The organism is Pseudonocardia sp. ICBG1034, from assembly GCF_020131375.1.
GTDB classification, from domain to species: Bacteria; Actinomycetota; Actinomycetes; order Mycobacteriales; family Pseudonocardiaceae; genus Pseudonocardia; species Pseudonocardia alni.
On the sequence record NZ_JAHLEK010000015.1, the window covers coordinates 848,147 to 870,605 of the forward strand.

At 70.9% G+C, this 22,459-nt stretch carries 15 protein-coding genes and 1 pseudogene; 13 read left to right on the top strand and 3 right to left on the bottom strand.

All coding sequences use genetic code 11. From position 1 onward, the window contains the following. Positions 1–2 precede the first annotated feature (2 nt). The 9 genes and pseudogenes from KPF22_RS05690 to rplL all read left to right on the top strand — a co-directional run. Positions 3–980 (top strand): annotated as a pseudogene (locus KPF22_RS05690) (MCE family protein); the annotation flags it as partial. 257 nt (positions 981–1,237) lie between these two features. Continuing rightward, positions 1,238–2,203: an MCE family protein gene (locus KPF22_RS05695; RefSeq protein WP_161152757.1), complete on the top strand. Its 966-nt coding sequence runs from the start codon at positions 1,238–1,240 to the stop codon at positions 2,201–2,203. Beyond that, entirely contained in the window at positions 2,203–3,597 is a 1,395-nt protein-coding gene (locus KPF22_RS05700; RefSeq protein ID WP_224401414.1) for an MCE family protein, read from the top strand. The genes KPF22_RS05695 and KPF22_RS05700 overlap by 1 nt, the downstream gene beginning before the upstream one ends. After that, entirely contained in the window at positions 3,594–4,907 is a 1,314-nt protein-coding gene (locus tag KPF22_RS05705) for an MCE family protein (RefSeq protein ID WP_224401415.1), read from the top strand. Before KPF22_RS05700 ends, KPF22_RS05705 begins: the two co-directional genes overlap by 4 nt. Then, the gene (locus tag KPF22_RS05710; protein ID WP_161152760.1) at positions 4,904–6,196 is read left to right on the top strand and encodes an MCE family protein; all 1,293 of its coding nucleotides are present in this window, start codon (positions 4,904–4,906) and stop codon (positions 6,194–6,196) included. Before KPF22_RS05705 ends, KPF22_RS05710 begins: the two co-directional genes overlap by 4 nt. A 190-nt stretch (positions 6,197–6,386) precedes the next feature. After that, entirely contained in the window at positions 6,387–7,010 is a 624-nt protein-coding gene (locus KPF22_RS05715) for a hypothetical protein (protein WP_178375981.1), read from the top strand. Between the two features lie 80 nt (positions 7,011–7,090). Then, positions 7,091–7,885: a nuclear transport factor 2 family protein gene (locus tag KPF22_RS05720; protein ID WP_062397858.1), complete on the top strand. Its 795-nt coding sequence runs from the start codon at positions 7,091–7,093 to the stop codon at positions 7,883–7,885. A gap of 309 nt (positions 7,886–8,194) precedes the next feature. Next, the gene (gene rplJ, locus KPF22_RS05725; RefSeq protein ID WP_020622230.1) at positions 8,195–8,761 is read left to right on the top strand and encodes a 50S ribosomal protein L10; all 567 of its coding nucleotides are present in this window, start codon (positions 8,195–8,197) and stop codon (positions 8,759–8,761) included. 42 nt (positions 8,762–8,803) lie between these two features. Further along, positions 8,804–9,193 carry a 50S ribosomal protein L7/L12 gene (rplL, locus tag KPF22_RS05730; RefSeq protein ID WP_062397856.1) on the top strand — a complete coding sequence of 130 codons (390 nt, stop codon included), beginning with the start codon at positions 8,804–8,806 and terminating at the stop codon, positions 9,191–9,193. 67 nt (positions 9,194–9,260) lie between these two features. Here rplL and KPF22_RS05735 read toward each other — a convergent pair whose 3' ends face one another. Further along, a complete protein-coding gene (locus KPF22_RS05735) occupies positions 9,261–10,943 on the bottom strand; it encodes an AMP-binding protein (RefSeq protein WP_062397854.1) in 1,683 nt (560 codons plus the stop codon). Further along, the gene (locus tag KPF22_RS05740) at positions 10,943–11,914 is read right to left on the bottom strand and encodes a cyclase family protein (RefSeq protein ID WP_208825141.1); all 972 of its coding nucleotides are present in this window, start codon (positions 11,912–11,914) and stop codon (positions 10,943–10,945) included. The genes KPF22_RS05735 and KPF22_RS05740 overlap by 1 nt, the downstream gene beginning before the upstream one ends. A 515-nt stretch (positions 11,915–12,429) precedes the next feature. Between KPF22_RS05740 and KPF22_RS05745 the strand changes: the two genes are divergently transcribed. Together KPF22_RS05745 and KPF22_RS05750 are read left to right on the top strand one after the other, a co-directional pair. Next, entirely contained in the window at positions 12,430–15,939 is a 3,510-nt protein-coding gene (locus KPF22_RS05745; RefSeq protein WP_208825139.1) for a DNA-directed RNA polymerase subunit beta, read from the top strand. A gap of 47 nt (positions 15,940–15,986) precedes the next feature. Beyond that, the gene (locus KPF22_RS05750) at positions 15,987–19,898 is read left to right on the top strand and encodes a DNA-directed RNA polymerase subunit beta' (RefSeq protein ID WP_179761813.1); all 3,912 of its coding nucleotides are present in this window, start codon (positions 15,987–15,989) and stop codon (positions 19,896–19,898) included. A 138-nt stretch (positions 19,899–20,036) separates the two neighbouring features. On the opposite strand, the gene KPF22_RS05755 is transcribed toward KPF22_RS05750, so the two are convergent. Next, a complete protein-coding gene (locus KPF22_RS05755) occupies positions 20,037–20,933 on the bottom strand; it encodes an alpha/beta hydrolase (protein WP_224401416.1) in 897 nt (298 codons plus the stop codon). Between the two features lie 642 nt (positions 20,934–21,575). On the opposite strand from KPF22_RS05755, the gene rpsL reads away from it, so the two are divergent. Beyond that, positions 21,576–21,950: a 30S ribosomal protein S12 gene (gene rpsL / locus KPF22_RS05760; RefSeq protein WP_020622943.1), complete on the top strand. Its 375-nt coding sequence runs from the start codon at positions 21,576–21,578 to the stop codon at positions 21,948–21,950. Beyond that, complete coding sequence (gene rpsG / locus KPF22_RS05765; RefSeq protein ID WP_020622942.1) at positions 21,950–22,420, top strand: 30S ribosomal protein S7; 471 nt, start codon at positions 21,950–21,952, stop codon at positions 22,418–22,420. The genes rpsL and rpsG overlap by 1 nt, the downstream gene beginning before the upstream one ends. The last annotated feature ends 39 nt before the right edge of the window (positions 22,421–22,459 follow it).

The window sequence follows — 22,459 nt, forward strand, 5'->3', positions numbered from 1 at the left end:
CGATCTCGGCGCTGGTCAAGTTCCTGGTCTTCGCGCTGGTCACAGTGCTGGGCACCACGCTGCTCGGCCTGACCATCGCGAACGCCCGGGGCGGCCAGGTCACCGAGTACACCGCCCGGTTCAGCGACGCGACCGGCCTGCTGGCCGGCGACGACGTCCGCATCGCCGGCGTCGTCGTCGGATCGATCAAGGACGTCCGCATCGTCGACCAGCGGGTCGCCGAGGTGGCGTTCGACGTCGACTCGTCCACCCCGCTGCCGTCGACGGTCAGCGCGACCCTGAAGTACAAGAACCTCATCGGCCAGCGGTACATGGCGCTGGACCAGGGCGCGGGCCCGACCGGTGAGGACCTCCCCGCCGGCGGCCAGATCCCGATCGACCGGACCCGCCCCGCGGTCAACCTGACCGTGCTGTTCAACGGCTTCCAGCCGCTGTTCCAGGGCCTGGACCCGGACCAGATCAACAAGCTGTCGATGGAGATCGTCCAGGTCCTGCAGGGCGAGGGCGGCACGGTGCAGAGCCTGCTGGCTTCGACGTCGTCGCTGACCAACTCGATCGCCGACCGCGACCAGGTCATCGGCCAGGTCATCGACAACCTGAACCTGACCCTCGACACCGTCAACCGCAACGACGAGGGCCTCAACGAGCTGATCAGCTCGCTGCAGGCGCTGGTGTCCGGGCTGGCCCAGGATCGCGAGCCCATCGGCAACGCGATCCAGTCCATCGGCGAGCTGACCCAGGTCACGGGGTCGTTCCTGGAGGACGCCCGACCGCCGCTGCGCGACGACATCCGCAACCTCGGCGACCTCGCGACCCAGCTCGACCAGGGCCGCCCCGCGATCGAGCGGTTCCTGCAGTACACGCCGTTCAAGCTGAACCGGATCGCCCGCGTCGGCTCGCACGGCAGCTGGTTCAACTTCTACCTCTGCGGCCTCGACGGCCAGATCGGCATCTCGCCGATCCTGCAGCCGACCTCGCTGGAGGACCTGGGCATCGGCCCGATCCGCAACCCCGAGCGGCGCTGCGGCCCGGACCCGTCCGGGATCGGGGCCGGCAACACCGTCCCGACCGACGGCTCGCAGCCCGGCGACCCCGCGGACAACCGCGCCGAGGACAACCCGTTGATGCGTGAGCCGACCACCGAGTCGGTCGGCGGCCTGCTGGACCAGGCGGCCGGCCGTGGCCCGGTCGACTCCAGCAGCGACCCGACCGCAGCGCTGCAGCCGGGAGGCAACTGATGGCACAGGCAGGGCAGAAGCGCCCCGTCCTGACGGCGGTGATCGGACTCGTGCTGATCGCGGCGCTGACACTGGCCGCGTTCAACTACGAGGCGATCTTCTCCGGGGCCACCCGCTACACCGCGGAGTTCCCCGAGGCGGCGGGCCTGCAGGCCAACGACCGCGTCACCGTGGCCGGGGTCGAGGCGGGCCGGGTGCAGGACGTCTCCCTCGACGGCGACCACGTGAAGGTCGAGTTCACCGTCGAGGACGCCTGGGTCGGCAACCGGACCACGGCCTCGATCGAGATCGCCACGCTGCTCGGCTCCAAGTTCCTCGCCCTCGACCCGCGCGGCGACGCCGAGCAGGACCCCGACCAGCCGATCGGCCGGGACCGGACCAAGTCCCCGTTCGACGTCGTCGACGCCTTCAACGGCCTCTCCGGCACGATCGACCAGCTCGACACCACGCAGCTCGCGTCGAGCCTGACCACGCTCTCGGACACCTTCCGCGACACCCCGCCGGAGATCCGCGGGGCCCTCGATGGGCTGTCCCGCCTGTCGAACACGATCTCCAGCCGGGACGCCGAGCTGAAGAAGCTGCTCGCCAACACCCGGCAGCTGTCGACCACGCTGGCCGACCGCCGCGGCGACGTCGTGAAGCTGGTGAACGACGGCAACCTGCTGCTCGGCGAGCTGCAGCGCCGCAAGGACGCGATCGCGAACCTGCTTGACGGCGTGCAGCGCCTGTCGATCCAGCTGCGCGGCCTCGTCGCCGACAACCAGGCGCAGCTGCGCCCGGCCCTGGAGACCCTCGACCGCGTGCTGGCGGTGCTCGAGGAGAACCGCGACAACCTCGGCGAGATCCTCGACAAGGAGGCGGTGTTCGTCCGCGTGTTCGGCAACGCCCTCGGCAACGGCCGCTGGTTCGACAACTACGTCTGCGGGCTGGTCCCGCCGGCCATCCCGTTGGGCGGTGACTGCTGATGGGATCCTGGGCCAACGACCGGCGCCAGATCCAGTTCGGTGCTCTGATCGCCGTCGTCGCCGTCCTGGTGGCGAGCGCGATCTGGCTGATCACCTCCGGCGGCGGCCGTCCGGTCACCGCCTACTTCACCAGCTCCGCCGCGCTGTTCCAGGACAACGACGTGCGGGTGCTCGGCGTCCCGGTCGGCAAGATCGACCGGATCACGCCCGAGGGCGACCGGGTGCGGGTCGACATGACCATCACCGACGACGAGGTGCGCCTGCCCGCCGACGTCAAGGCCGCCGTCGTCTCGCCGAGCCTGGTCACCGGCCGCTACGTGCAGCTGACCCCGGTGTGGACCGGCGGCCCGGAGTGGAACGGCGAGCCGATCCCGCTGGAGCGCACCGCGTTCCCGCTCGGCGTCGACGACCTCACCCGGACCGCGACCGAGCTCTCCCGGGCGCTCGGCCCGCAGGGGGCGAACAAGGACGGCGCGCTCAACGACGTCCTGGACGTCACCGCGAGGAACCTCGACGGCAACGGCCGCGCGCTCAACGACACCATCCGCAACCTGGGTGGGCTCTCGGCGACGCTGAACGGTTCCAGCGGTGACCTGTTCGGCACCATCACCGAGCTGCAGAAGTTCGTCGGGACGCTGCGGGAGAACGACCCCGGCATCCGCGAGCTCAACGGGAAGCTGGCCGACGTGACCGGCTTCCTCGCGAGCCAGCGCGGCGAGCTCGGCGGAGCGCTGAACCAGCTGTCCTACGCGCTCGGGGAGGTCGCCGACTTCGTGCAGGACAACCGGTCGACGCTGCGGTCGAACGTGGACAAGCTCGCGAGCGTCTCGCAGGAGGTCGTCGACCACCAGCGGGCGCTGTCCGAGATCGCCGACGTGGCCCCGGCCGCGCTGGGCAACCTCGCCAACATCTACAACGGCTCCTCGGAGACCCTCGACACCCGGGCCAACATCAACGAGCTGGCCTACCCGCTGCCGGTGGCGATCTGCGAGATCCTCCGCCGCGGCGCGGGCCAGATCCCGGGTGGCCTGGACCAGCCCACCGCCGCCCTGTGCGACGGCCTGGCCCCGATCCTCGACGGCGCCGTGCCGCTGCCGACCCCGCAGCAGGTGCTCGAGCAGCTCCAGGCCGGCGGCTCCGGGGTCAACCCGGCGGTGCCCCAGCTGATGCCGGGCTCGCCGTTGTCGCTGACCGACCCGGGCTCGCAGCTGCGCGCCCCGGCCGACCCGCAGGCTCCCGCCCCCGGTGGGCAGCCCGCACCGGGTGCCACCGGCGCCCCGGCCACCCCGGCGCCGTCGACGACGACGGCCCCGCAGGCCACTCCCACCCCGGTCCCCGAGACCGAGGGGCGCGGGGACGGCGGACTGTTCGGCCTGTTCGGAGGTGGATCGTGATCGGCTCCAGCGGCCGTGTCGGCCGGGTGTCGGCGCTGCTGACCGCCGTGGCCCTGTTCGCGGGCGGCTGCGGCGCGGTGGACGGCGGCCTGCGGGGCATCCCGCTGCCCGGTGGCGCGAACCTGGGCGACGACCCGTACTCGGTGCAGATCGAGTTCGCCGACGTCGTCGACCTCGTCCCGCAGTCGATCGTGCGCGTCGGTGACGTGCCGGTCGGCGCGGTCGAGACCGTCGCCGTCGAGCCGGGGTCGTGGAACGCGCTGGTCACCGTCGCGGTGAACCGCGACGTCACGCTCCCGGCCAACGCCACCGCGCGGGTCCGCACGACCTCGCTGCTCGGTGAGAAGTTCGTCGAGCTGTCCCGGCCGACCGTTCCCGCCGAGGGCGACCTCGCCCGGAGCGGGAAGATCGGGCTGCAGGCCAGCGGGCGCGCGGCCGAGGTCGAGGAGGTCCTCGGCGCCCTGTCGCTGCTGCTCAACGGCGGCGGCGTGGCCCAGATCCGGACCATCTCCACCGAGCTGAACAACGCGCTGTCCGGGCGCGAGCCGCAGGTGCGGGCGCTGCTGGACAACCTCGACCGGCTCGTCGGCTCGCTCGACAGCTCCAAGGACGACATCAACCGGGCGCTCGACGGGCTCAACCGCCTGTCGGCCACCCTCGCCGAGCGTCGTCCGCAGATCGAGAACGCCCTGCAGAACATCAGCCCCGGACTGCGCGAGCTCGAGTCCCAGCGCAACCAGCTGGTCGGCATGCTGCAGGCACTCGACCGGCTGTCCGGTGTCGCGACGAACGTCGTCAACCGGTCCCGCGACGACCTGCTGGTCGACCTGGAGGCGCTGCGCCCGGTGCTGCGGAACCTGGCCGACTCCGGCCAGAACCTGCCGGACTCGCTGCAGCTGCTGCTGTCGATCCCGTTCACCGACACGGCCACCGACGCCGTCGCCGGCGACTACGCCAACCTCTACGTGAAGCTGGACCTGGACCTCGGTTCGATCCTGCGCAACATCCTCAACTCCAACCAGCTCGGGCTGCCGCTCGACCCGACGCAGCTGGCCCAGCTGCCGCCCACCGCGCAGCTCCTGACGCCGCTGCTCGGCGCGACACCGCGGCAGCCGGCCCCGGCGGTCCCGGGTGCACCCGCGCTGCCGCTGCTCGGGACCGAGCAGCCCACCACCGCGCCGGCGCCGCCCGCCTCGGGCACCGCGCCGGCCACCCCGGCACCGTCGGCGACGCCGGCACCGAGCCCGACGCCGGAGCAGGGCTCCGGTGGCGGCGGCCTGCTCGGCGGACTCTTCGGAGGCGGATCGTGATCACCAAGACCGTCCGCTGGCAGCTGACCGCGCTGGTGCTCGTCACCGTCGTGGCGGTCGGCTACGCGGGCTTCCGCTACGCCGGTCTCGACCGCATCTTCGGGGCGACGACGTACCCGGTCACGGTGGAGCTCGCCGACTCCGGCGGGATCTTCAGCGGCGCCGACGTCACCTACCGCGGCGTGAGCGTCGGCCGGGTCGGGCAGCTGTCGCTGACCGCCCGCGGCGTCGACGTCCAGCTCGACATCGAGAACTCCGCGCCGGCCATCCCGGCCGACGCACGGGCCGTCGTCGGGAACCTCTCGCCGATCGGTGAGCAGTACGTCGACCTCCAGCCGGTGGCCGACGGCGGCGAGGCGCTCGCCTCCGGCTCGGTCATCCCGCAGGACCGCACCCGGACCCCGGTCCAGATCAACACCTTCCTCACCGAGCTGGACCAGCTCGTGTCGACGGTGCCGAAGGACTCGCTGCAGACGGTCGTCCGCGAGCTCGGCCAGGGCTTCGAGGGCACCGCGCAGCCGCTGCAGCAGCTGCTCGACACCACCGGGGAGTTCACCCGGGCCGCCACCGACGCGCTGCCGCAGACGACCGCGCTGATCCGCGACGCCCGCCCGGTGCTCACCACGCAGAACGAGGTGGCCCCGCAGTTCCAGGAGTTCAGCCGCGGCCTGCGCGAGGTCACCGAGCAGCTGAAGCAGTCCGATCCGGACCTGCGCCGGATCATCGACGACGGCCCGCGCCTGGGCGACCAGGTCAGCGGCCTGATCCGGGAGAGCGGTCCCGGGCTCGGCGAGTCGATCGCGAACCTGCGGACGGTGACCGAGCTGCTGGCCCCGCGCCAGGCGGGCCTGCGCCAGCTGCTCGTGACCTACCCCGGCCTGGTGGCCGTCGCGCCGAAGGTCGTGCCCGGCGACGGGACGGCACACCTCGGCCTGGTCGTCAACATCGCCGACCCGCCGGTCTGCACCCGTGGCTACGAGGGCACGCCCAACCGCGGTGGCCTCGACGTCTCCGAGCGACCGGTGAACGAGGACGCCCGGTGCACCGAGCCCCCCGGAAGCCCGACCAACGTGCGCGGAATGCAGAATGTCCAGAGGCCCCAGCCGCTCGAGGTGCCGGACTACTCCGGCAACTCGGGGTTCGGCGGCCACGGTGACGGTCACTACGGCGGCGACACCGCCGACGGGCCGGCCCCGCGGCCGAACGCCGGGTCGCTCGGCGACGACCGTGCCGAGCGGGTCGCGACGCCGGGCCTGGTGACGAGCTTCGCCCAGATCCTGGGCGGTTGAGCACGACGGTCGCGCCCCGTCCGGGGCGTGACCGGCACGACGGCCGGTCCACACCCGGGCCCGGCCGGCACGACGACCGCGGGGGACCGCCGTCCGCCGGACGGCGCGGACCCCCACGGCCGGCCCACGGCCGCCCGGTGCGGTCGCCGAGCGGCTGTGCCCCCGCAGCCGGGAGGAGGAACGCTCCCCGATGAACACCGACGTTGCCGGCTCCGACGCCGACACGAAGGCCGACCCGACGGCCGACACCCCCGACGGTGCCGCGCCCGTGGAGCCTGCCACCGGTCCGGACGGCGGCCAGGCCCCGCCCGGACCTCTCGCCAGGGCCCTGCCCGTGGCCGCCGTCGTCGCGGCGGTGCTCGCGCTCGTGCTGGGCGGCCTGTGGCTGTTCGCGCTGAACAGCGACGCCACCCAGGTCGCCCAGGCCCGCGACGAGGCGCTCCGTGACGCCCGCCAGGCCGTGATCAACCTGAACACCCTGGACCACAAGGACGCCCAGAAGGGCCTGGACCTGTGGATCCAGTCCTCGGCCGGGTCGGTCCGCGACGAGTTCGTGTCCAACCGCGACGCCTACGCCAAGCTGGTCACCGACCAGAAGCGCACCACCGCCGCGACCGTCACCGACGCCGCGGTGACCGAGGTCGACCCGCGCGCCGGGACCGCCCGGGTGCTCGCCGGCGTCGACGTGACCGTCACACCCGAGGGCGGTCAGCCCGCCGTGACCCGTCAGCGCATCGAGCTCGGCATGGTCCGCACCGACGACGGCTGGAAGGTCGACGCACTGGAGCCGCTGGTCACCCCGGGTACGGGCTGACCCTCCGGCCCGACCCCCGGCCCCCCGGCGGTGCCCCGCACCGCCCCGCTCCCAGGTCGACCACCCCAGGAGGTCACCGCATGTCCACCCCCCGCCGCCGCCCTGCGGGCGGCATCCGCAGGCCCCAGGTCGCGGGCCGCCCGCGCACCCGCGCCGACGAGCCCGACGAGGAGGAGACCGGCACCGGTGGTGTCGCCCTCGACGAGCGCTCCGGTGACGCGGTCCCGTCCGCCGCACCGGTCCGCTCCGGCGACGCCGGGCGCACCGACGCCCCCGGCACCGACGCCCCCGGTACCGACGCCGCCGACGCCCCGGCCGACGCCGACGGCACCCCGCGTCGCCGGTCGCTGCTGTCCGCCCCGACGACCCGGCGCGCGACCGGCCTGCTGCTCGCCGTCACGGTGCTGCTCGTCGCGGCCGCCGCGTTCTTCGGTGCCGAGTGGTACCGCACGACCTTCACCGGGTCGGCGTCCAACACCGCGCTCACCGACGTCGGCACCACCGCGCAGGTCAGCGAGCAGGTCGGTGAGGCGATCACGAAGGTCTACTCCTTCGACTACGCCCGCCTCCAGCAGGCCGAGGACGACGCCCGCGGCGTCATCACCCCGGGCTTCCAACCGGAGTTCGACAAGATCTTCGGCAGCGTGAAGGACCTCGCCCCGCAGCAGAAGGCCGTGGTCACCGCGACGATCCCGAAGCTCGCCGTGGCGAGCATCGACGGCGACCGCGCGACGGTCTACGCCTTCGTCAACCAGGTCATCCGCCGTCAGGCCGACGGCGGCGCCCCGCAGGAGGGCTCCGCGGCGGCGCGGCTGCGGGTCGACGCCCAGTTCGTCGACGGCCGCTGGAAGATCTCCGCGATGACGCCGGCCTGAGCAGGCCCACCCCGCCGTACCCCCGGGTGAACCGGGGGTACGGCGAGGGGCTACAGTTGCTCCCGATCCACCGAAGACCGCAGGTCCGCGTCCTTCCCGAAGGGCGTACGAAGGTTCCGGGAACGTCCGGACGGCCCGCGCAGGAGGACGAGGCGACACCGGGCGCGCGAGTGCCCCACGAACTTCCGACGCCCCGTGCTGCTGCGCACGGGGCGTTCGTCGTCTCCGGGGTCGGAGTGGGAACTGCGTCGGTGGCACCCCCAAGCACGTCCCACGTGCACGAGACCGACCCCCGAGAGGAGGGCAGCGATGGCAGCACCTGAGAAGGTCGCAGCGGTCGAGGAGATCACCAACCGCTTCCGCGAGTCGGACGCCTCGGTCGTGACCGAGTACCGCGGGCTCAGCGTCGCCAAGCTGACCCAGCTGCGCCGGGACCTGGGTTCGGACGCGAACTTCCGCGTCGCGAAGAACACCCTGGTCAAGCGCGCGGCGGCGGAGGCCGGGGTCCAGGGCCTGGACGACCTGCTCGCCGGCCCGACGGCCATCACCTTCATCAAGGGTGAGCCCGTCGAGGCCGCGAAGGCGATCAAGCAGTTCGCGAAGGACAACCCCGGTCTGACGATCAAGGGCGGGTACATGGACGGGCGCGCCCTGTCCACCGCCGAGGTCGAGCAGCTGGCGGACCTCGAGACCCGCGAGGTCCTGCTGGCCAAGCTGGCCGGCGCGATGAAGGCCAACCTGTCCAAGGCCGCCGGGCTGTTCAACGCCCCGGCCTCGCAGGTCGCCCGCCTCGCGCAGGCGCTGGCCGACAAGAAGGCCGAGTCCGGCGAGTCCGCCGCCCCGGCCGAGGCCGACGGCGACTCCGCCGAGAGCTGATCACCACCCCCATCTGTCTTTCGTAGAGAAAGGACCGCCACCATGGCGAAGCTGTCCACCGACGAGCTGCTCGACGCCTTCAAGGAGCTCACCCTGCTCGAGCTCTCGGACTTCGTGAAGAAGTTCGAGGAGACCTTCGAGGTCACCGCGGCCGCCCCGGTCGCCGTCGCCGCCGCGGGCGCCCCCGCCGCCGGTGCCGCCCCCGCCGAGGAGGAGAAGGACGAGTTCGACGTCGTCCTCGAGGCCGCCGGTGACAAGAAGATCCAGGTCATCAAGGTCGTCCGTGAGGTCGTCTCGGGCCTGGGCCTGAAGGAGGCGAAGGACCTCGTCGAGTCCGCGCCGAAGCCGCTGCTCGAGGGTGTCGCCAAGGAGGCCGCCGAGGCCGCCAAGACGAAGCTCGAGGAGGCCGGCGCCAAGGTCTCGCTCAAGTGACCTGAGCACCGCTCGCACGACGGGGCGCCGACCCACCGGGTCGGCGCCCCGTCGTCGTCTCCACCGGTCAGGTCTGCTCGCGGGCCCGCAGCTCGCGGCGCAGCACCTTGCCCGTGACGGTCTTGGGCACCTCGTCGAGCAGCTCCACCTGCCGCGGGTACTTGTAGGCCGCCATCCGCTCCCTGGTGAACGCGATCAGCTCCTCCGGGGTGGCCGAGGCACCGGCCCGCAGTGACACGAACGCCTTGACCGTCTCGCCCCGGTACTCGTCGGCGACGCCGACCACCGCGGCCTCCCGCACCGCGGGGTGCTCGTAGAGCACGTCCTCCACCTCACGCGGCCACACCTTGTAGCCACCCGCGTTGATCTGGTCCTTCTTGCGGTCGACGATGTAGAACCAGCCGTCGGCGTCCATGTAGCCGACGTCCCCCGTTCTGAGTTCGGGCTGCGCGAGTTCTCCGGTGGGGAACGCGTGGGCCGTCTCCTCGGGCTTGCCCCAGTAGCCCGCGACGACCTGCGGCCCGGACGTGCAGATCTCCCCGATCTCGCCGGGCGGGAGCTCCGCGCCGTCGTCGTCGAGGATGCGCACGACGGTGCCGTAGATCGGGACGCCCACCGACAGTGCCCCGGACGCGGAGTCCACCGGCCCCTGGGTGCCGATCGGCGTCGCGTGCGACGGCGAGGTGGTCTCGGTCAACCCGTAGATGTTGTGGATCCACAGCCCGAACGCCTCGTGGAACGCGGTGACCGTCGACGGCGGGATCGGCGCCCCGCCCGAGCAGATCGTGCGCAGCGACGCGAGCGCCTCCCGGTCGGCGTTCGGGGCGTTCATCAGCGCGATGAACACGGTGATCGCCCCGACGGTCAGGGTCGGCCGGTGTTCCCGGATGACGTCGACGCCCAGCGACGGCTCGAACCGGTGGAACAGCACCAGCGGCGCGGCCAGGTACTGGGCGAGGGTCACGTGCGCGATCAGCCCGGTGATGTGGAACAGCGGGGCGATGCCGAGGACGACCTCGTCGTCGCCGAGGCCGCACCAGGTGGCGTAGGCCTGGCTGGTGAAGACGACGTTGCCGTGGGTGTTCATCGCGCCCTTGGGCGGCCCGGTGGTCCCCGAGGTGTAGGTGAGGAACGCCGTGTCGCCGGCGGCGAACGACACCGGCGGGGGAGTGCTGCCCCGGTGCGTCCCCAGGAACGCGCCGAGGTCGGTGACGTCGTCGCCGGACAGGTCCGGCCGCGCGGTCCCGGGGAGGGCACGCGGGTCGTCACGGGTCTGGAACTCGCGCTCGGAGGTGGTGAGCACGGTGCGCACACCCGGCTGCCCGGCCAGCACGGTCCGCGCGACGCCGTCGTAGAGCGACTCCAGGCACACCAGCACCGACGACCCGGAATCGCGCAGCAACAGCTCCAGCTCCCGCTCCCGGTTCATCGGGTTGACCGACACCGCGACGCCGCCGGCCTTCCAGGTGCCGACCAGGCCGAGGACGAACTGCGGCACGTTCTGCAGGTACATCGCGACCCGCTCGCCCGCGGTGAACCCGCCGGCGAGCAGCCCGGCGGCGAAGGCGTCGGTGAGCTCGTCGAGCTCGCGGTAGGTCAGCGCGCCGTCGAAGTAGCGGATCGCGTCGCCGTCGGGGTTCCGCGCCACCGCGGCGCGGAACATCGACAGCGCGTCCGGGAAGTCCGGGGTGATGTCGTGCGGCTGGCCCTCGGCGTAGCGGGCCAGCCAGGGGCGGTCGGCGTAGGACATCAGCGGATCACGATCGGGTTCACCGGTGCCCCCGTGCCGTTGACGACCTTGAGCGGGGCCGCGGCGTAGAGGAAGCTCCACCGTCCGTCGGCGGCGCAGGCGTCGGCGAGGTCGTCGAGCCACGCGATCTCGGTGAGGGCGACGCCGAGGTTGCGCATCAGCGCGCAGTGCAGCGGGAGCGCGACGCCGGTGTGCGGCTCGCTGGTCACCTCGTTGGCGATCGTGTCGGTGACGAGGTTCGGGATCTCCTTGCGCTGGAACCACTCCACGAGCTCGCGTGAGTAGGTGAGCCCGGGCTCGGTGAAGTCGGTGTAGAAGGTGGCCGGGTCGTTGAGCTCGTACCAGTACTTCATCCATCCGGTGCGGATGACGAGCACGTCGTGCGGCTCGATCGTGACGCCCTGTGCCTGCGCGGCGGCCTCGAGGTCGGTGTGGTCGAAGGTCTCGCCCTTGTCCAGCCACTCCTTGCCGCGGTGCCGGGCCATGTCGACGAGCACGCCCCGCCCGACGACGCCCTTCTCGGCGATCGGCAGCACCGAGGCCCGGTCCATCGCGTCGACGGTGGAGCGCGCGTCGTAGCCGTTCCAGAGCTTGCCGTCGTACCAGACGTGGCCGAGCGCGTCGTACTGCGTGGAGCCCTGCAGGAAGATGAGGGCGGTGTCGTCGGCGTAGTGCAGACCGCCGGGGAACTGCGGTGCGTCGGCCGAGTCCCAGGTGCCCTCGTCCATGACGTTCTGGCGCTTGATGCCCTCGCGGCCCGGCCACAGCGGGTCGCCCGGCGCCTCGGTGCGTCCCATGTGGATCTGCAGGGTGAACACCTCGCCGGAACGGACGTGCTGCACGCCCCGCAGGACCTCGCCCGCGTCCAGGTAGTTCAGGCAGCCCAGCTCGTCGTCGGGACCCCACTTGCCCCAGTTGCTGGGGGCGTCGTCACCGAGGAGCTCGCGCATGGGAGGAGTGCTGTCGGACATCGTCGTCCTTTCGTCGCCGCCGGCCGTCACCGACCTGTGACCGATCGTTGGCGCCCCGACGACACCGTGTCAACCGTCACGCGGAGCGACCTGGACGGGCGTCGGTGGACCGGTCGTCCCGGCAGGATGACCGCTCGTCGACGAAGTGGGACTTGACTCGGTGCGGCGTGCAGGTCACTCTTGGGCAACGGTGGTTGCCTGGATGCTGGAATCGGCGACCTGTCTCGACAGCTGCGCTCGCAGCGTCTATAGTCATTCTTTGCGCTGTCTGCGTCCAGGCTCACGCGCTCATGACCGGGGAAGACTTCCGGACCGATCCGTCGGCCGCCGGAGAGGGTTCGGCGGATGTGGGTGCGGGGGTTCGTTCGTCCGTCAGCGCCCGACAACAGACGGCGTGCGACGTGGCCGGCTACCGGCTTCTCGATCCGGGGGGACCCCGATCGGATCGAGGGAGACGGTAGCGCCCGCCACCGGCGCACGCCAGACGAGAAGCGCAGTTCTCGGAAGGACGCATCTTGGCTGTCTCCCGCGCCGCCGCGACCACCTCGACCCTCTCCGCTTCGGCGAACCCGAACTACCCCGGCGCACCCACCCGGGTCACCTTCGCGAAGATCGCCCAGCCGTTGGAGGTCCCCGACCTTCTCGACCTGCAGATCCAGTCCTACGAGTGGCTGGTCGGCAGCGAGGCCTGGTTCCAGCGCCGGATCGAGGCCGGTGACGATCTCCCGGTGAGCGGTCTGGAGGAGATCCTCACCGAGATCTCGCCGATCGAGGACTTCTCGGGCTCGATGTCGCTGTCCTTCTCCGACCCCCGCTTCGACGAGGTCAAGGCCTCCGTCGAGGAGTGCCGGGACAAGGACATGACCTACGGTGCCCCGCTGTTCGTGACGGCGGAGTTCACGAACAACACCACCGGTGAGATCAAGTCCCAGACGGTCTTCATGGGTGAGTTCCCCGTGATGACCGACAAGGGCACCTTCATCATCAACGGCACCGAGCGCGTCGTCGTGTCGCAGCTCGTCCGTTCGCCGGGTGTCTACTTCGACCACGCGATCGACAAGACGACCGAGAAGGACGTCTACTCGGTCAAGATCATCCCGAGCCGGGGTGCGTGGCTGGAGTTCGACGTCGACAAGCGCGACACCGTCGGTGTCCGCATCGACCGCAAGCGCCGTCAGCCGGTCACCGTGCTGCTGAAGGCCCTGGGGTGGACCGCCGAGCAGATCGGTGAGCGTTTCGGGTTCTCCGAGACGATCATGACGACGCTCGAGAAGGACAACACCGCGGGCCAGGACGAGGCGCTGCTCGACATCTACCGCAAGCTGCGCCCCGGCGAGCCGCCGACGCGCGAGTCGGCCCAGGCGCTCCTGGAGAACCTGTTCTTCAAGGACAAGCGCTACGACATGGCCAAGGTCGGTCGCTACAAGGCCAACAAGAAGCTCGGCCTCGACATCGACAACTCGGTCGGCACGCTGACCGAGGAGGACGTCGCCACCACCATCGAGTACCTCGTCCGGCTGCACGCCGGCGAGACCACGATGGCCGTGGGCTCCGGTGACTCCGCGCGGGAGATCCCGGTCGAGACCGACGACATCGACCACTTCGGCAACCGGCGCCTGCGCACCGTCGGCGAGCTGATCCAGAACCAGGTCCGGGTCGGTCTGTCCCGCACCGAGCGGGTCGTCCGCGAGCGGATGACCACCCAGGACGTCGAGGCCATCACGCCGCAGACCCTGATCAACACCCGGCCGATCACGGCCGCGATCCGGGAGTTCTTCGGCACCTCGCAGCTGTCGCAGTTCATGGACCAGCACAACCCGCTGGCCGGACTGACCCACAAGCGCCGCCTGTCGGCGCTCGGCCCGGGCGGTCTGTCCCGTGAGCGTGCCGGCATGGAGGTCCGCGACGTCCACCCGTCGCACTACGGCCGCATGTGCCCGATCGAGACCCCCGAGGGTCCGAACATCGGTCTGATCGGCTCGCTGGCGTCCTTCGCGCGGGTCAACCCGTTCGGCTTCATCGAGACGCCGTACCGCAAGGTCGTCGACGGTGTGGTCACCTCCCAGATCGACTACCTGACCGCCGACGAGGAGGACCGCTTCGTCGTCGCGCAGGCCAACGCGCGCCTCAACGAGGACGGCTCGTTCGCCGAGGACCGGATCCTGGTCCGCCGCAAGGGCGGCGAGGTCGACCTGATCTCGCCCTCGGGCGTGGAGTACATCGACGTCTCGCCGCGCCAGATGGTGTCGGTCGCGACCGCGATGATCCCGTTCCTCGAGCACGACGACGCGAACCGCGCGCTGATGGGCGCGAACATGCAGCGCCAGTCCGTGCCGCTGCTGCGCTCGGAGTCGCCGCTGGTCGGTACCGGTATGGAGCTGCGTGCCGCCGTCGACGCCGGTGACGTCGTCACCGCCGAGTCCGCCGGTGTCGTCGAGGAGCTGTGTGCCGACTACATCACCGTCATGGACGACGAGGGGCAGCGTCAGACCTACCGTCTGAACAAGTTCCGCCGCTCGAACCAGGGCACCTGCAACAACCAGAAGCCCATCGTCGACGAGGGGCAGCGGGTCGAGGTGGGCCAGGTGCTCGCCGACGGTCCCTGCACCGAGAACGGCGAGATGGCGCTGGGCAAGAACCTGCTCGTGGCGATCATGCCGTGGGAGGGCCACAACTACGAGGACGCGATCATCCTGTCGCAGCGCCTCGTGCAGGACGACGTGCTCACCTCGATCCACATCGAGGAGCACGAGATCGACGCGCGCGACACGAAGCTGGGCGCCGAGGAGATCACCCGGGACATCCCGAACGTCTCCGAGGACGTGCTGGCCGACCTCGACGAGCGCGGCATCATCCGGATCGGCGCCGAGGTCCAGCCCGGCGACATCCTGGTCGGCAAGGTCACGCCCAAGGGCGAGACCGAGCTGACCCCGGAGGAGCGCCTGCTCCGCGCGATCTTCGGTGAGAAGGCGCGCGAGGTCCGCGACACCTCGCTGAAGGTCCCGCACGGCGAGAACGGCAAGGTCATCGGCATCCGGGTCTTCTCCCGCGACGACGACGACGAGCTGGCCCCGGGCGTCAACGAGCTGGTCCGCGTCTACGTGGCCCAGAAGCGCAAGATCTCCGACGGCGACAAGCTCGCCGGCCGGCACGGCAACAAGGGCGTCATCGGCAAGATCCTCCCGCAGGAGGACATGCCGTTCCTCCCGGACGGCACGCCGGTCGACATCATTCTGAACACCCACGGTGTGCCGCGTCGTATGAACATCGGCCAGATCCTGGAGACCCACCTCGGGTGGATCGCCAAGTCCGGCTGGGAGATCGAGGGCACGCCCGAGTGGGCGGCGCAGATGCCCGAGGAGCTCTACTCGGTGCCCGCCGACACGAACACCGCGACGCCGGTGTTCGACGGTGCGCGCGAGCACGAGATCACGGGGCTGCTGGGCTCGACCCGTCCCAACCGGGACGGCGAGCGGATGGTCGGTCCGGACGGCAAGGCGCAGCTGCTCGACGGCCGCTCCGGTGAGCCGTACCCGTTCCCGGTCGCGGTCGGCTACATGTACATCCTGAAGCTGGCCCACCTGGTGGACGACAAGATCCACGCCCGGTCGACCGGCCCCTACTCGATGATCACCCAGCAGCCGCTGGGCGGTAAGGCGCAGTTCGGTGGCCAGCGCTTCGGTGAGATGGAGTGCTGGGCGATGCAGGCGTACGGCGCCGCCTACACCCTGCAGGAGCTGCTGACGATCAAGTCCGACGACGTCGTGGGCCGCGTGAAGGTCTACGAGGCGATCGTCAAGGGCGAGAACATCCCGGAGCCGGGGATCCCCGAGTCGTTCAAGGTGCTCCTCAAGGAGCTGCAGTCGCTCTGCCTGAACGTCGAGGTGCTCTCCAGCGACGGTGCGGCGATCGAGATGCGGGACGCCGACGACGAGGACCTCGAGCGTGCCGCGGCGAACCTGGGCATCAACCTGTCCAGCCGCCCGGGCTCGGAGTCGATGACCGTCGACGACGTCGTCAACTGACCCCCGTCCGACCAGCCGCCCTTTAAACGAAGAAACAGAGGACATACGTGCTCGACGTCAACTTCTTCGACGAACTGCGCATCGGCCTGGCCACCGCCGAGGGCATCCGCCAGTGGTCGCACGGTGAGGTCAAGAAGCCCGAGACCATCAACTACCGCACCCTGAAGCCGGAGAAGGACGGGCTCTTCTGCGAGAAGATCTTCGGTCCGACCCGGGACTGGGAGTGCTACTGCGGCAAGTACAAGCGTGTCCGGTTCAAGGGCATCATCTGCGAGCGCTGCGGCGTGGAGGTCACGCGCGCCAAGGTGCGTCGTGAGCGGATGGGCCACATCGAGCTGGCCGCCCCGGTCACGCACATCTGGTACTTCAAGGGCGTCCCGAGCCGGCTGGGCTACCTGCTCGACCTGGCCCCCAAGGACCTCGAGAAGATCATCTACTTCGCGGCGTACGTGATCACCTCGGTGAACACCGAGCTGCGGCACAACGACATGTCCACGCTCGAGAACGAGATGAGCGTGGAGCGCCGCCGGGTCGAGCAGACCCGCGACGCCGACCTCGAGGCCCGCGCCCAGAAGCTCGAGGCCGACATCGCCGAGCTCGAGGCCGAGGGCGCCAAGGGCGACGTCCGCCGCAAGGTCAAGGACGGCGGCGAGCGCGAGATGCGTCAGCTGCGCGACCGTGCCCAGCGCGAGCTGGACCGGCTCGACGAGATCTGGACGACGTTCACCAAGCTCGACGTCCAGCAGCTCATCGCGGACGAGTCCATCTACCGCGAGCTCTACGACCGCTACGGCGACTACTTCACCGGTGCCATGGGTGCCGAGGCGATCCAGAAGCTCCTGGAGAACTTCGACATCCCGGCCGAGGCCGAGAAGCTGCGCGAGATCATCCGGTCCGGCAAGGGCCAGAAGAAGCTGCGCGCGCTCAAGCGCCTGAAGGTCGTCGCGGCGTTCCAGACCACCGGCAACTCGCCGATGGGCATGGTGCTCGACTGCGTCCCGGTCATCCCGCCGGACCTGCGCCCGATGGTGCAGCTCGACGGTGGCCGCTTCGCGACCTCGGACCTGAACGACCTGTACCGCCGGGTCATCAACCGGAACAACCGCCTCAAGCGACTGATCGACCTCGGCGCGCCCGAGATCATCGTCAACAACGAGAAGCGGATGCTCCAGGAGTCCGTCGACGCGCTGTTCGACAACGGCCGTCGTGGCCGGCCGGTGACCGGTCCGGGCAACCGCCCGCTCAAGTCGCTGTCCGACCTGCTGAAGGGCAAGCAGGGCCGGTTCCGCCAGAACCTGCTCGGCAAGCGCGTCGACTACTCGGGCCGTTCGGTCATCGTCGTCGGCCCGCAGCTGAAGCTGCACCAGTGCGGTCTGCCCAAGCAGATGGCGCTGGAGCTGTTCAAGCCGTTCGTGATGAAGCGCCTGGTGGACCTCAACCACGCGCAGAACATCAAGTCCGCCAAGCGGATGGTCGAGCGCGGCCGCTCGCAGGTGTGGGACGTGCTCGAGGAGGTCATCTCCGAGCACCCCGTGCTGCTGAACCGTGCGCCCACGCTGCACCGTCTCGGCATCCAGGCCTTCGAGCCGCAGCTGGTGGAGGGCAAGGCCATCCAGCTGCACCCGCTGGTCTGCGAGGCGTTCAACGCGGACTTCGACGGTGACCAGATGGCGGTGCACCTGCCGCTGTCGGCCGAGGCTCAGTCCGAGGCCCGCGTGCTGATGCTGTCGTCGAACAACATCCTGTCCCCGGCGTCGGGTCGCCCGCTGGCGATGCCGCGTCTGGACATGGTCACGGGTCTGTACCACCTGACCCGTCTCCGCGAGGATGCCCACGGCGCCGGGAACCACTACGGCTCCGCGGCCGAGGCGATCATGGCCTACGACCGCAAGGTCCTCCACCTGCAGGCGCCGATCAAGATCCGGCTCCCGCAGGTCACCCCGACCCCGGGCACGGACGCCGAGACCGTGACCGAGGACGGCGTCTGGACCGCGGAGACCACGCTCGGGCGGGTGCTGTTCAACGAGCTCCTGCCGGCGGACTACCCGTTCGTCAACGAGCCGCTGCCGAAGAAGCGCCAGGCCACGATCGTCAACGAGCTGGCCGAGCGCTACTCGATGACCGAGGTCGCGCAGGTCCTGGACCGGCTGAAGGACGCGGGCTTCTACTGGGCCACGCGCTCCGGCGTCACGATCTCGATCGCGGACGTGCTGGTCCCGCCGGCCAAGGCGGGCATCCTCGAGGAGTACGAGGCGAAGGCCGACCAGATCAACAAGCGCTACCAGCGTGGTGCCCTGTCGCACCAGGAGCGCAACGACGAGATGGTCAAGATCTGGAGCCGGGCGACCGAGGAGGTCGCCAAGGCGATGGAGCAGAACTTCCCCGAGGACAACCCGATCCCGACGATCGTGCAGTCCGGGGCCGCGGGCAACATGACCCAGATCCGCCAGCTGGCGGGTATGAAGGGTCTGGTCGCGAACCCCAAGGGCGAGTTCATCCCGCGTCCGATCAAGGCCTCGTACCGCGAGGGCCTGTCGGTGCTGGAGTACTTCATCTCCACGCACGGCACCCGTAAGGGTCTGGCGGACACCGCGCTGCGGACCGCGGACTCCGGGTACCTGACCCGTCGTCTGGTCGACGTGTCGCAGGACGTCATCGTCCGCGAGGTCGACTGCGGCACCGAGCGCGCCATCCCGATGGCGGTCACCGAGGAGACGAGCGACGGTCGGTTCATCCCGCACCGTTACCTGCGCACCTCGGTGTACGCCCGGACCTCCGGCGAGGAGATCACCGCGGCGGACGGCACCGTGCTGGTCCGCAAGGGCGACGACCTCGGCGACGCCGTGCTCGATGCGCTCGTCGCGGCCGGCGTCAAGACGGTCCGGGTCCGCTCCGCGCTGACCTGCGCCTCGGCCACCGGCATCTGCGGCATGTGCTACGGCCGCTCGATGGCCACCGGCAAGCTGGTGGACGTCGGCGAGGCCGTCGGCATCGTCGCCGCACAGTCCATCGGTGAGCCCGGCACCCAGCTGACGATGCGTACGTTCAAGCAGGGTGGCGTCGCGGGTGACGACATCACGACCGGTCTGCCGCGTGTCACCGAGCTGTTCGAGGCCCGGGTCCCGCGCGGTAAGGCGCCGATCGCCGACGTCGACGGCCGCATCCGCATCGAGGACGGCGACCGGTTCTGGAAGATCACGCTGATCCCGGACGACGGCGGCGAGGAGATCGTCTACGAGAAGCTGTCCAAGCGGCAGTGGCTCGGGATGACCACCGTCGACGGCACCGAGCGTCCGCTCGCGGACGGCGACCACGTGACGGTCGGCCAGCTGCTCCTCGAGGGCATGGCGGACCCGCACGAGGTGCTGCGTGTCATGGGCCCGCGTGAGGTGCAGCTGCACCTCGTGCGTGAGGTGCAGAAGGTGTACCGCACGCAGAGCGTGGACATCCACGACAAGCACATCGAGGTCATCGTCCGGCAGATGCTGCGCCGGGTCACGATCATCGACTCGGGTGCGACCGAGTTCCTGCCCGGTGCACTGGCCGAGCGGGGCGAGTTCGAGTCCGAGAACCGCCGGGTCGTCGCCGAGGGTCTGGAGCCGGCCTCCGGCCGTCCGGTCCTGATGGGGATCACCAAGGCCTCGCTGGCGACGGAGTCGTGGCTGTCCGCGGCCTCGTTCCAGGAGACCACCCGCATCCTCACCGATGCCGCGATCAACGGGAAGCGCGACAAGCTCGTCGGGCTCAAGGAGAACGTGATCATCGGTAAGCTGATCCCGGCCGGTACCGGCATCAACCGGTACCGCAACATCCAGGTCCAGCCGACCGAGGAGGCCCGCGCGGCCGCCTACGCGCTGCCGAGCTACGACGACGGCTACTACAGCCCGGACGTCTTCGGCACGGGCACCGGTGCCGCGGTGCCGCTGGACGACTACGACTTCGGTCGCGACTACCGCTGAGGTAGCCGTCCGGTCGGACCCACGACGGTGGGTCCGGACCGTGACCGGACAGGTCCCGGACGGGGCCGGACACCGCGCTCCCGTGGCGGTGCCCGGCCCCGTCCGTGCGTTCCGGGGCTGTCCCGTGGGCAGCGGGCCTCAGCGCAGGCAGTCCGCCCGCAGGGCCAGGCCCAGGGTGCGCAGCGAGGCGTCGGCCTCCGCCAGCAGCCCGGCCAGCGTCGGGAAGGCGTGCCACATGCCGGGCGCACGCTCGTAGGTGACCGGTGTCCCGGCCGCGCGGGCGCGCTCGACGAGGGTGTCGGCGTCGTCGACGAGGATCTCGTCGGCACCGGCGACGACGTGCAGCGGCGGCAGCCCGGCCAGGTCCGCCTCGAGGGGCAGGAGCTCGGGGGCGCCGGTGTGCGGGCCCGCGTAGTCGGCGACGGCGTCGGGCAGCCATGACGGGTCCAGCATGGCGTCGGAGGCGACGTTGCGGGTGAGCGCGTCCGCGGTGCAGGACAGGTCCAGCCAGGGCGAGATCAGCCCGATCGAGCCCGGGAGGTCCTCGCCGGCCGCGCGCAGGCGCAGCAGCAGCGACATGGTCAGCCCGCCGCCCGCGGAGTCGCCGGCCACCGCGATGTGCCGGGCCGGGATCCCCGCGGCCCGCAGGGCGGTCCAGGCGGCGTACGCGTCGTCGAGGGCGGCCGGGAACGGGTGCTCCGGGGCGAGCCGGTAGTGCGGCGCGAGGACCGCGCCGCCGGTGGCGTGCGCGAGCCCGGCGAGCAGCGGCCGGTGCGACGCCGAGGAGCCCACGAGGTATCCGCCGCCGTGCAGGTAGAGCACCCGGTGCGGGGACAGCGGCCCGGGCGGTGCGACGACCGCGGTGGGCACGCCGCCGAGCGTCCCGAGGTCCCGGCGGGTGCCGCGGGGGAGCGGGAGCGACGCGCCGACGAGGTCGAGTCCACGCCGTCGCAGGGCGACGGGTAGTGTCGGGGCGAGCAAGGGCGCGATGAGTGCGCGCGTGGCGAGGCGGTTGACGGCCGTCGGCAGGTGCATACCGGACCGTAACCGTCCCTCCGTCGCCACCGTCCACAGGGTGATCCACACCGTGATCGACACGGCGGGATCCCGCTGGGGCACAGTCATCGCCCACCACCGATCCGACCGCGACGAGCGGCCGTCGATCTGCGACGAGCGGGTGAGTCCGCTTGCCAGTGACGGCGTCGTGCGGCATCGTCGGGTCATCACAGGTCTCCTCCGGGGCGTCGTCCCGGGGGATCCGAGGACCATCGAAGCCCCCGATGGTCCCGAAGGCAGGTCCGAGGCGAACGCCCGGAACGGACCCGCTTTGACCGTGTCGAAGAGGGCCGGGTATTCTCATGTCTTGTGCTCGGCTCCGGTCGGGCAGGTCCGCGTGTCCCGTGGTGTGCACCGATCCGTTGGTTCCGACCCTCAGATCTGTGGTTGCGCCCCGGAGCAGGGCACGCCGGACGTCCCGACAGCCTCCGCGGGGCCCTTCCGGCCCCGAGCGTGCCCGGGACGACACGCCCGACCTCGGGGTCCGGCGCGACGGTGGCGGAGTCCGGCGAGAGCCGGCAGCCACGCCGGCGCCCGGAGCCCGGGACACCGAACCACGATCACCAGTGTCACGGCGAGCGAGACAGTCGAGCCACGTCGACGGGAAGAAGTAGACGGTTCATGCCCACGATCCAGCAGCTGGTCCGCAAGGGCCGCGAGGACAAGGTCTCCAAGACCAAGACCGCCGCGCTGAAGGGAAGCCCCCAGCGCCGCGGGGTCTGCACCCGCGTGTACACCACCACGCCCAAGAAGCCGAACTCGGCGCTGCGCAAGGTCGCCCGTGTGCGCCTGTCCAGCGGCATCGAGGTCACCGCGTACATCCCCGGTGAGGGCCACAACCTGCAGGAGCACAGCATCGTGCTCGTGCGCGGTGGTCGTGTGAAGGACCTCCCCGGCGTGCGCTACAAGGTCATCCGTGGGTCGCTGGACACCCAGGGCGTGAAGAACCGCAAGCAGTCCCGCAGCCGCTACGGCGCGAAGAAGGAGAAGAGCTGATGCCCCGCAAGGGCCCCGCCCCGAAGCGTCCGCTGGTCTCGGACCCGGTCTACGGCTCGCCGCTGGTCACCCAGCTGGTGAACAAGGTCCTCAAGGACGGGAAGCGGTCGCTCGCCGAGCGCATCGTCTACGCCGCCCTCGAGGGCACCCGTGACAAGACCGGCACCGACCCGGTCGTCACGCTGAAGCGCGCTCTCGACAACGTGAAGCCGGCCCTCGAGGTCCGCAGCCGCCGCGTCGGTGGCGCGACCTACCAGGTCCCCGTCGAGGTCCGTGCCGTCCGGCAGACCACCCTGGGGCTGCGTTGGCTGGTCACCTACTCCGGCCAGCGCCGTGAGAAGACCATGGTCGAGCGCCTCATGAACGAGCTGCTCGACGCCAGCAACGGCCTCGGCGCCAGCGTCAAGCGGCGCGAGGACATGCACAAGATGGCGGAGTCGAACCGCGCCTTCGCCCACTACCGCTGGTGACCGGCCGACCGTCGGGCGCCAACTCGCGATCCAGGGAGA

Excerpts from the sequence above, each read along its gene's own strand:
- rpsL (WP_020622943.1), top strand. The coding sequence starts at position 21,576 with ATGCCCACGATCCAGCAGCTGGTCCGCAAGGGCCGCGAGGACAAGGTC.
- KPF22_RS05755 (WP_224401416.1), bottom strand. The coding sequence starts at position 20,933 with ATGCACCTGCCGACGGCCGTCAACCGCCTCGCCACGCGCGCACTCATC.
- KPF22_RS05740 (WP_208825141.1), bottom strand. The coding sequence starts at position 11,914 with ATGTCCGACAGCACTCCTCCCATGCGCGAGCTCCTCGGTGACGACGCC.
- KPF22_RS05700 (WP_224401414.1), top strand. The coding sequence starts at position 2,203 with ATGGGATCCTGGGCCAACGACCGGCGCCAGATCCAGTTCGGTGCTCTG.
- rpsG (WP_020622942.1), top strand. The coding sequence starts at position 21,950 with ATGCCCCGCAAGGGCCCCGCCCCGAAGCGTCCGCTGGTCTCGGACCCG.
- rplJ (WP_020622230.1), top strand. The coding sequence starts at position 8,195 with ATGGCAGCACCTGAGAAGGTCGCAGCGGTCGAGGAGATCACCAACCGC.
- KPF22_RS05715 (WP_178375981.1), top strand. The coding sequence starts at position 6,387 with ATGAACACCGACGTTGCCGGCTCCGACGCCGACACGAAGGCCGACCCG.
- KPF22_RS05695 (WP_161152757.1), top strand. The coding sequence starts at position 1,238 with ATGGCACAGGCAGGGCAGAAGCGCCCCGTCCTGACGGCGGTGATCGGA.
- KPF22_RS05720 (WP_062397858.1), top strand. The coding sequence starts at position 7,091 with ATGTCCACCCCCCGCCGCCGCCCTGCGGGCGGCATCCGCAGGCCCCAG.
- KPF22_RS05735 (WP_062397854.1), bottom strand. The coding sequence starts at position 10,943 with ATGTCCTACGCCGACCGCCCCTGGCTGGCCCGCTACGCCGAGGGCCAG.
- rplL (WP_062397856.1), top strand. The coding sequence starts at position 8,804 with ATGGCGAAGCTGTCCACCGACGAGCTGCTCGACGCCTTCAAGGAGCTC.